Below are 9,143 nucleotides of genomic sequence, written 5' to 3'. Positions count from 1 at the left end.
GGCAAAAGATTACTTGGCAAACAGGAGGCGTCCATATATGAGTTCTGCCGCCGCCGACGGCGCTTTAGAGCTCAAATACAAACACAGCAAAAGCACCTCGCACGTACATCACAGCCGCACAGGGAGGTTACCAGCCGCACCAAACGCCAACGCGACCCAAACGTCAGCTCCGCGAGTTCACTCAACTAACTGCCCCCAGACATCATCCGGTGATACCAAGCATGAAAATGCAACATGCCGTCTTCCATCGGCGACTGATACGGACCTGATTCCTCGACACCTCGCAACATCAGCGCCTTGCGACCCGCATCCATCCGCTCCGCGATTTCATCATCTTCGACGGCCGTTTCCATATACGCCGCGCGTTGCGCTTCCACGAAATCACGCTCGAAGCTTGCAATCTCTTCAGGATAATAAAACTCGACCATATTGATCGTTTCCTGCGGACCGACCGGATGCAGCGTCGACAGCACCAATACATGCGGGTAAAGCTCTATCATGTGAGTCGGAAAATACGTTACCCAAACCGCCCCAAAATCGGGCGCTTGGCCGCCGCGATAATCAAGCAGCCTGTCGTGCCACCGGCGATAGGCTTCACTGCCCGGCTGTGCCAATGCATTGTGTATTCCCACTTGCTGCAGGCTATACCAGTCGGAAAACTCCCATACAAGATCGTCGCAGGTTACGAAGCGCCCCAGGCCCGGATGGAACGGCCCCACGTGATAGTCTTCGAGATAAACTTCGATGAACGTCTTCCAGTTGTAGTGGCAATGGTGGATTTCAACATGATCCAGCACATAGTCTGAAAAATCGAAGTCGGGGCGCTTGAAAAGTGCTGCCATGTCGTGGGCCGGGTTGCGTGGGCCTTCGAAAAGCAAGCCGTGGCAGTTTTTGAGCGGGAAACGTTGAAGATCAAGCGCCGGCGTCTCGGGAAACTGTGGAGCGCCCATTAGCTTGCCTTGCACACTGTATGTCCAACGGTGGATCGGGCATACGATGTTGCCGCCGGTGTCGCGCAAATTGCCGCTGCAAGGTTCGCCGTCTTTGTTGAAGCCCAGCATAACGGCTTGCCGGTGACGGCAGATGTTGGACATAAGCTCGACGCCCTGCGGGCCGCGCACCAGCACTCTGCCGCCGTTCTCGTGCGGCAGCGTACGCCAGTCGCCAGGCTGCGGGACGTATTTTTCGTGTCCGGTATAAAGAGATGATTTTTTGAAGATCAGCGCCTGTTCGGAGGCGAAGACGGCCTCATCGAAATAGCTGCTGACCGGTAATTGCGTTTGCGCCGGCGCAAATTGCGCCTCCCGACCAATGTCGGCCATGGATTCCCCCCGCTGTGCTGAAAATCGCGAAGAAAAAAACGGCACTCGCCGAATTTAGTGTGTTTCAAAGAAGTGAACGTTGCATTGTACCGTAAAGTTTCCCTTTCAAAACAAGGCTCGACGCGTATTTAGGGGTGGGATTCAGCGCCCGGCATGGAGTTTCCACGGTGTCCATGCAGCGGCTTGAAGCGGCTTCCAGGAACAACCGGCTCGCATCTCGTACAATTCGCCTATTGCAAACTAATTATGCGGCGCGAGCCGGACTTTTCTTTTTTGGAACTCCTCATGGTCGACGACAACAAGACACGAGGCGCTGGGCAAGGCGAGGAAGCCGGTGCGGGCAATTCGCCCGCCGAACACGATTTGCCGCAAGATTACGAAACTGCCCTGTCGCAGCTCGAAGCCCTGGTCTCGCAAATGGAAAATGGTTCTTTGTCTCTGGATCAGTCCCTTGCGGCCTACCAGAAAGGGGTGGAACTTGCCCGTATTTGCCAGAGGCTTCTGGACACCGCCGAGCAGCAGGTGAAGGTATTGCAAGACAATCTTCTGAAACCGCTGGATGAGGTTGACGCCTCTAACGAAGGCTGATGATGGGGGCTCCCGATTTTCCAACCTGGCTCAACCAGCGGGTGCAGCACATTGACGCCATGCTTGATGGCTTCGTTCCCGAATCCTCCATCGTGCCCTCCCGCTTGCACGAGGCCATGCGCTACGCTGTTTTGGGCGGCGGCAAGCGTGTAAGAGCCGTGCTTGTGTATGCGGCGGGCGAGGCTTGCGCTCCAGCCGGCAAAGCACTCAGTTCGGCGCAAGGAATTGCGTTGGATCACGCTGCTGCGGCGGTCGAGCTCATCCACGCCTATTCGCTGGTGCACGACGATTTACCCTGCATGGATAACGACGATTTGCGTCGCGGACGTCCCACTGTCCATGTGCAGTACGATGAAGCCACGGCCATGCTTGCCGGCGATGCCTTGCAACCCCTGGCTTTTGAATTGTTGGCGCAGATGCCCATAGCGCCCGCTCTGGTGGTTCAGGCTGTCGAGGCGCTGGCTCGATGCGCCGGCAGCTTGGGCATGGCCGGCGGCCAAGCCATCGATTGCGCCAGCATCGGCCTTGAGCTTAGCCAGGAACAGCTTCAGGCCATGCACGGCATGAAGACCGGCGCCATGATCGAAGCCAGCGTGCTGTTGGGTGGTATCGTCGCCGGAGCCAGCTCGACCACACGCGCGGGGCTCGAGGCTTATGCCGATGCCGTGGGCCTGGCGTTCCAGGTAGCAGACGATGTGCTGGATGTCGTTTCCGATACCGCCACCTTGGGCAAGACCGTTGGCAAGGACGCGGCGGCCAACAAGCCCACTTATGTTTCGTTGCTTGGCCTTGAAGCCTCGCGCCAATTGTTGCAAGAGCTGCGCCAAGAGGCGCATGCCGCCGTGTTGCCGCTAGGCCCGGCCGGCACGCGTCTTGCTGAACTTGCCGACTACATCGTCGGGCGCAGTCGCTAAGCGTCGCCCCGTCGGTCATCGGCATCCCGCACCCGATACCCATTTCCTTATGACTACCGTTTCTCTTGAACAAATCGAGTCTCCCGCCGACCTAAGGGCGCTTGACCGCCAAGGCCTGAAAGAGTTGGCCAACCAGTTGCGTGAGTTCGTCTTGCATTCGGTCTCGAAGACGGGGGGGCATCTGTCGTCCAATTTGGGCACGGTCGAACTGACAATCGCGCTGCATTATGTCTTCAACACGCCTGAGGACCCCATCATCTGGGATGTCGGGCACCAGTCTTATCCGCACAAAATCCTGACCGGCCGACGCGAGGCCATGGCCCACTTGCGCCAGCTCGATGGCATATCGGGCTTTCCAAAACGCAGCGAGTCGCCTTACGACGCCTTCGGCACGGCGCATTCCTCTACGTCAATTTCGGCAGCCTTGGGCATGGCGGTGGCGGCCCGCAACAAAGGCATACAGCGCCAGCACATCGCCGTCATCGGCGACGGCGCCATGACGGCCGGCATGGCTTTTGAAGCCCTGAACAACGCGGGCGTCACGCCCGACGTCAACATGCTGGTCGTGCTCAACGATAACGATATGTCGATCTCGCCTCCCGTTGGGGCGCTCAACCATTATTTCGCACGATTGTTGTCGGGGCGCTTTTATGCCGCCGCCAAGAATATGGGCCGGGCCGTCTTGCAGCATGTGCCTCCTGTGCTTGAACTGGCTCGCCGATTCGAGGGCCATGCCAAAGGCCTGGTTGCTTCGCCTGCAACGCTGTTCGAGGAACTGGGCTTCAATTATGTGGGGCCCATTGACGGACACGACCTGGATGCTTTGCTTCCCACGCTTGAGAACTTGCGGTCGTTGGGCGGGCTTCAGTTCCTGCATGTGGTCACTCGCAAGGGGCAGGGATACAAACTGGCCGAGGCCGATCCCGTCCTGTATCACGGGCCGGGCAAATTCGACCCTTCGATCGGCATACAGAAGCCGGCTACACCGCCGCGACAGACGTTCACTCAGGTGTTCGGTCGATGGCTGTGCGACATGGCCGACCACGACAGCCGGCTGGTGGCCATTACGCCAGCCATGCGTGAGGGCAGCGGCATGGTCGAATTTCACAAGCGCTTTCCGCTGCGGTATTTCGATGTCGGTATCGCCGAGCAGCACGCGGTCACGTTCGCGGCCGGCCTGGCGTGCGATGGCATGAAGCCCGTGGTGGCCATCTATTCCACATTCCTTCAGCGCGGCTACGATCAGCTCATCCACGATGTGGCGCTGCAGAACCTGGACGTCACTTTCGCTTTGGATCGTGCGGGCCTCGTGGGCGCCGACGGCGCCACCCACGCAGGCAACTATGATCTTGCGTTCTTGCGCTGTATTCCCAACATGGTTGTGGCCGCGCCTTCGGACGAGAACGAGGCGAGGCTGTTGTTAACCACATGTTACCGCCACGAAGGCCCGGCGGCCGTGCGTTATCCGCGCGGCGCCGGCTGTGGCGCCGCCGTCGAGGCGGGCTTCGACACCGTGCCCTTGGGCAAGGGGCGTATCGTGCGTCAAGGCTCACGCATCGCCATTGTCGGTTTCGGTACGCTGGTGTCGGCCGCGCTCGAGGCTGCCCAGAGCCTGGACGCCACGGTGGCCGACATGCGTTTCATCAAGCCGCTTGACACCGAACTGCTCGATCATTTGCTTGAAAGCCACGATGTCATCGTGACGCTTGAAGAAGCCGCGGTCATGGGCGGCGCCGGCAGCGCCGTTCTCGAATATCTGAGTCAAGCGGACGCGCAAAAACGGGTATTGCAGCTGGGTTTGCCCGACCGTTTCATCGATCACGGCGAACAGGGCGCACTACGCCGTTCTGTCGGGCTGGATGCCCAAGGCATCGAGCAAGCCATCCGCGAGCGCTTTGCCCCACTGATGCCCGCCGCACGGCTAAAGACCCATGCCCATTAGGGGTTTATGGGTATTAACGATTAAACTGGGTCATAATAAATAGTTTTCCATTCTGGCCAGACCGGCAGTCTGGCTCATTCAGGTCAAGTTATGAACTCAGTTTCCGATTTTGCAGTGGCGATGCCCGACGTGCAAAGCAGTGTTGATACCCGTCGTCTGCCTATACAGCGCGTCGGGGTACGGGGGGTGCGGCACCCAATGCTAATTGCCGGTTCGGATGGCGAGGGGCTTCCCACCGTTGCTGACTGGGAGCTTACTGTTGCATTGCCTGCCGAAGAAAAGGGCACCCACATGTCCCGCTTCGTGGCACAGCTGGAGCAGTATCGGCGCCGGCCCATGACTCCCGCCCTGTTTTGCGAGATGGCCCAGACCATGTTGCCGCTGCTAAATGCGCAGCAGGGCGACATTACGGCCGACTTCCCGTATTTTGTCGATAAGGTCGCTCCGGTGTCTGGGGTTTCCAGCCTTATGGATTACCAGGTCAAGTGGAAGGCGCGCGCTACCGAAGGGGAGCAGACCTGGTTCGAGCTGACGGTGGTGGTGCCTGTCACCAGCCTGTGTCCCTGCTCCAAGGCCATCTCCGAATATGGCGCCCATAATCAGCGCTCGCATGTTACGGTCAGCGTTGTCTTGCAGCAGCCGGCCTCTTTTGATCTACCCGCGTTTATTGCTCAGGTCGAAGGCCAGGCGTCGTGCGAGCTGTGGGGCCTGCTGAAGCGCAGCGACGAAAAATACGTTACCGAGCGAGCCTACGACAACCCCAAGTTTGTCGAAGATCTGGTGCGCGACGTGGCCATGACGGTCAAGAACGTCGAAGGCGTGCAAAGCTATCGAGTCGCAGCCGAAAATTTCGAATCCATTCACAATCACTCCGCCTACGCTGTTGTCGAGGGCTGAATGGCCAAGTTTCGGCGTGGCGTTGCCGCCACGCCGAAACTGGCTTGATGCTAAAACCCCGTGTCAATGGGTGTCCTGCCAGCTGTATATGTTAGAATGATTGGTTTCTTGCTCGACTTGCCTTGCCTTTTTAGGGCTGGTGCCGGCGGGCTGTCCTTTTGGCGCTTGTGCCAAAAGATATCCACAAGGAGTATTACATGCGTCACTACGAAGTAGTGTTTATTGTGCATCCCGATCAAAGCGAGCAGGTTCCCGCCATGATCGAACGCTACCAAGCCGTGGTTACCGGCGAAGGTGGCCAGGTTCATCGCCTCGAAGATTGGGGCCGCCGTCAGTTGGCTTACCCCATCCAGAAGCTGGTCAAAGCCCATTACGTCTGCATGAACATCGAGTGCGGCCAGGCCGCCCTGGACGAGCTCGAGCATTCGTTCCGCTACAACGACGCGGTGCTGCGCCATCTGGTCATCAAGACCAAAAAGGCCGATACCGCTCCGTCCCTCATGATGAAGTCCGTCGAACGTGAAGAGGCTCGCAAGGCCACGACCGAAACGGCGAGCTCGGACAAGGAATAAACCGCTCGTTCGGATTCACGGCGTGAACCAACTTACACTGACGGCGACCGTACTCGAACTCAAGCCCTTGCGCTACACCCCCGCCGGTTTGCCGGCTTTGGAAATGCAGCTTGAGCACGAATCGGAAGTTCAGCAGGCCGGCATGCCGCGCCGAGTCAGTATGGTGGTTCAGGCAGTGGCTCTGGGAGACATAGCCTTGCTGCTTGCTGATACGCCCCTTGGGGCAAGCCTTGAAATAGAGGGGTTCATCGCCCCGACGCGTAAAGGTTCCAGCAAGCTGGTGGTTCATATCCAGCAGGCAAACCGGGTTTTTGCAGGTGGCGGCGCTGCCGTTGTCTAGCATGTTCATCCGAGCGAACGACAAATAATCGCGTGGGCCGAAACCGGTTCGACGCATCGTAAATACAATCCCGAAGCAGGGCTTCGGGCAACAGTAAAGGCAAAACCATGGCTTTCTTCAGAAAAGGTAAAGAGAAACGCAAGTTCAACCAGCAGAACCCGCTGTTCAAGCGCCGCAAGTTCTGCCGCTTCACGGCTGCCGGCGTCGACCAGATCGACTACAAAGATCTCGACACACTGCGTGATTTCATCCAGGAAAATGGCAAGATCATCCCTGCGCGCTTGACGGGCACCAAGGCCCATTATCAGCGCCAGCTCGATACCGCCATCAAGCGTGCGCGCTTCCTGGCCTTGCTGCCCTACACCGACAACCACAATTAAGCCGAGGTTATCGTCATGCAAGTCATTCTGCTCGAAAAAGTAGTCAATCTGGGTAATCTTGGCGAAGTCGTCCGCGTTCGCGACGGCTATGCCCGCAACTATTTGATCCCCAAGAAAATCGCCCGTCGTGCCACCGATGCGGCCCTCAAAGAGTTCGAAGCGCGACGCGCCGAGATCGAAAAGGTCCAAGCCGAGAAGCTGGCCGCCGCCGAGGCCACCGCAACGAAACTCAACGGCCTTACCTTGAAGATCGCGCAAAAAGCGGGCGTGGACGGACGTCTGTTCGGTTCGGTCACCACCATGGACATTGCCTCGGCGTTGGTTGCCGAAGGCTTCGAAGGCATCCAGAAGTCGCAAATTCGCCTGGCCGATGGCGCCATCAAGGCGGTTGGCGAGTTCCCCGTGCAAGTCGTGCTGCACGCCGACGTCGTGTCCGACATCACGCTGCAGGTGCAAGGCGAAATGGTCTGATTGGACCGCGTCCAAGCATGGTACATTGGGCGTTTTGCGTCCCCTGTACCGCGCTTCGCACAAGCTTTTAGCCGGCGCGAGCCGGCTTTTTCGTTCATGCCGCCTCCGGCGACGGACCAGGCACCGGGATAAACATGCTGGACACCAAGAAACCATCAGGAGACCCGCAGCTTGACTACCTGCGTGTACCCCCTCACTCGGTTGAGGCCGAGCAATCTGTGCTGGGCGGGCTGCTTCTGGACAATGCCGCCTGGGACCGCATCACCGACGTGCTCGGTGAAGACGATTTCTACCGCTTCGACCACAAAATCATCTGGCAGCATATCAACCGCCTGATTGGGCTGGCGCGTCCGGCCGACGTTGTGACGGTGTACGAGTCGCTGTCCAGTGCGGGCAAGGGCGACGAGGTGGGTGGCCTGTCGTACCTGAACGCCTTGGCCCACAACACCCCTTCGGCTGCCAACATCCGCCGCTATGCCGAGATCGTGCGCGAGCGCTCCATGTTGCGCAAACTGGTATCGGTGGCGGACGAAATTTCGGCAACCGCCTTCAACCCGCAAGGCAAAGAGGCGCGCCAGCTTCTTGACGAGGCCGAATCGCGGGTATTTCAGATTGCGCAAGAGGGCGCGCGTGGCGCCACTGGTTTCCAAGAGATACAGCCGTTGCTGTCGCAGGTAGTGGAACGCATCGACGAGCTCTACCATCGCGAGGGTGACTCTGACATTACCGGCGTGCCAACCGGGTTCGGCGACCTTGACCGCATGACATCCGGCCTTCAGCCGGGCGACCTCGTCATCGTGGCTGGCCGTCCGTCCATGGGCAAGACGTCGTTGGCGATGAACATCGGCGAACACGTCGCCATCGAGCAGGGCCTGCCCGTTGCGGTGTTCTCGATGGAGATGGGTGCGGTGCAACTGGCGATGCGAATGGTGGGTTCTGTGGGTATGCTGGATCAACATCGCATGCGTACCGGTAAACTTTCCAACGATGATTGGCCGCGCCTTACGCACGCAGTGCAAAAGGTGCAAGAGGCGCAGATCTACATTGACGAAACGCCCGCGCTAAGTTCCATGGAAGTGCGCGCGCGAGCCCGCCGGCTGGCGCGCCAATGCGGGCAGTTGGGCCTGATCATCATCGACTATATGCAGCTTATGTCGGCCAATTCCGCGGGCGAGAACCGGGCAACTGAAATTTCCGAGATCAGCCGTTCGCTGAAGGGCTTGGCCAAGGAGCTGAATTGCCCATTGGTTGCTCTATCGCAGCTTAACCGCAGCCTCGAGCAGCGTCCCAACAAGCGCCCGGTAATGAGCGACCTGCGCGAGTCGGGGGCTATTGAGCAGGATGCCGACCTGATTCTGTTTATTTATCGCGACGAGGTGTACAACCCCGATTCACCCGACAAAGGGTCGGCGGAGATCATTATCGGCAAGCAGCGTAACGGTCCTATCGGCATGGTAAGGCTTACTTTCCAGGGGTCCAGTACGCGGTTTCTCAACTACACGCCGGGCATGACGATTTGATGCTTGGTGCCATTGGCGGCACCTGAACGGTGATGCGTATCGAAGCTTATTGATGTGGTGTCGCTGGCGTCAACTTGGACTTGTAGCGGCTGTTGGCAATTGAGTGGGGGTGCTGTTGGGTTCTTAAGCGCCGGCGGAGGCCAGGGAGCCAAAAACGGGCGGTCGGGCGGTTTGCGGCAGCGCCCTCCAACGCCCGT

10 protein-coding genes are annotated in these 9,143 nt (G+C 58.8%); 9 read left to right on the top strand and 1 reads right to left on the bottom strand.

The window, feature by feature from the left end; translation table 11 throughout:
• Positions 1-185 precede the first annotated feature (185 nt).
• Positions 186-1,322, bottom strand: coding sequence for an aromatic ring-hydroxylating oxygenase subunit alpha (locus tag ACIY1O_RS17335; RefSeq protein WP_397476338.1), 1,137 nt, complete (start codon positions 1,320-1,322; stop codon positions 186-188).
• A gap of 285 nt (positions 1,323-1,607) precedes the next feature.
• On the opposite strand from ACIY1O_RS17335, the gene ACIY1O_RS17330 reads away from it, so the two are divergent.
• The 9 genes from ACIY1O_RS17330 to ACIY1O_RS17290 all read left to right on the top strand — a co-directional run bounded on the left by ACIY1O_RS17330 (position 1,608) and on the right by ACIY1O_RS17290 (position 8,946).
• Positions 1,608-1,910 (top strand): exodeoxyribonuclease VII small subunit, encoded by a 303-nt coding sequence (locus tag ACIY1O_RS17330; protein WP_397476337.1) that lies wholly within the window; start codon positions 1,608-1,610, stop codon positions 1,908-1,910.
• A gap of 2 nt (positions 1,911-1,912) precedes the next feature.
• Positions 1,913-2,824: a polyprenyl synthetase family protein gene (locus ACIY1O_RS17325; RefSeq protein WP_397476339.1), complete on the top strand. Its 912-nt coding sequence runs from the start codon at positions 1,913-1,915 to the stop codon at positions 2,822-2,824.
• Between the two features lie 49 nt (positions 2,825-2,873).
• On the top strand, positions 2,874-4,766 hold the full coding sequence (gene dxs / locus ACIY1O_RS17320) for a 1-deoxy-D-xylulose-5-phosphate synthase (RefSeq protein ID WP_397476336.1): 1,893 nt from the start codon (positions 2,874-2,876) through the stop codon (positions 4,764-4,766).
• A gap of 90 nt (positions 4,767-4,856) precedes the next feature.
• Positions 4,857-5,663, top strand: coding sequence for a GTP cyclohydrolase FolE2 (folE2, locus tag ACIY1O_RS17315; protein WP_397476335.1), 807 nt, complete (start codon positions 4,857-4,859; stop codon positions 5,661-5,663).
• A gap of 197 nt (positions 5,664-5,860) precedes the next feature.
• Positions 5,861-6,235, top strand: coding sequence for a 30S ribosomal protein S6 (gene rpsF / locus ACIY1O_RS17310; protein ID WP_397476334.1), 375 nt, complete (start codon positions 5,861-5,863; stop codon positions 6,233-6,235).
• 22 nt (positions 6,236-6,257) lie between these two features.
• A complete protein-coding gene (gene priB / locus ACIY1O_RS17305; protein WP_397476333.1) occupies positions 6,258-6,575 on the top strand; it encodes a primosomal replication protein N in 318 nt (105 codons plus the stop codon).
• Positions 6,576-6,682: 107 nt separating this feature from the next.
• Positions 6,683-6,955: a 30S ribosomal protein S18 gene (gene rpsR, locus ACIY1O_RS17300; RefSeq protein ID WP_397476332.1), complete on the top strand. Its 273-nt coding sequence runs from the start codon at positions 6,683-6,685 to the stop codon at positions 6,953-6,955.
• A gap of 15 nt (positions 6,956-6,970) precedes the next feature.
• On the top strand, positions 6,971-7,426 hold the full coding sequence (gene rplI, locus ACIY1O_RS17295; protein ID WP_397476331.1) for a 50S ribosomal protein L9: 456 nt from the start codon (positions 6,971-6,973) through the stop codon (positions 7,424-7,426).
• Between the two features lie 134 nt (positions 7,427-7,560).
• A complete protein-coding gene (locus ACIY1O_RS17290; protein WP_397476330.1) occupies positions 7,561-8,946 on the top strand; it encodes a replicative DNA helicase in 1,386 nt (461 codons plus the stop codon).
• The last annotated feature ends 197 nt before the right edge of the window (positions 8,947-9,143 follow it).

This window comes from Pusillimonas sp., from assembly GCF_044464525.1.
GTDB lineage: Bacteria > Pseudomonadota > Gammaproteobacteria > Burkholderiales > Burkholderiaceae_B > Pusillimonas.
The sequence above is the reverse complement of the archived record's forward strand: the minus strand, read 5'-3'. Positions and strand labels throughout refer to the sequence as shown.

Bases quoted from the DNA above. Each gene is read 5' to 3' on its own strand.
- rpsF (WP_397476334.1), top strand. From the start codon at position 5,861: ATGCGTCACTACGAAGTAGTGTTTATTGTGCATCCCGATCAAAGCGAG.
- dxs (WP_397476336.1), top strand. From the start codon at position 2,874: ATGACTACCGTTTCTCTTGAACAAATCGAGTCTCCCGCCGACCTAAGG.
- folE2 (WP_397476335.1), top strand. From the start codon at position 4,857: ATGAACTCAGTTTCCGATTTTGCAGTGGCGATGCCCGACGTGCAAAGC.
- rpsR (WP_397476332.1), top strand. From the start codon at position 6,683: ATGGCTTTCTTCAGAAAAGGTAAAGAGAAACGCAAGTTCAACCAGCAG.
- ACIY1O_RS17330 (WP_397476337.1), top strand. From the start codon at position 1,608: ATGGTCGACGACAACAAGACACGAGGCGCTGGGCAAGGCGAGGAAGCC.
- ACIY1O_RS17290 (WP_397476330.1), top strand. From the start codon at position 7,561: ATGCTGGACACCAAGAAACCATCAGGAGACCCGCAGCTTGACTACCTG.
- ACIY1O_RS17325 (WP_397476339.1), top strand. From the start codon at position 1,913: ATGGGGGCTCCCGATTTTCCAACCTGGCTCAACCAGCGGGTGCAGCAC.
- rplI (WP_397476331.1), top strand. From the start codon at position 6,971: ATGCAAGTCATTCTGCTCGAAAAAGTAGTCAATCTGGGTAATCTTGGC.
- ACIY1O_RS17335 (WP_397476338.1), bottom strand. From the start codon at position 1,322: ATGGCCGACATTGGTCGGGAGGCGCAATTTGCGCCGGCGCAAACGCAA.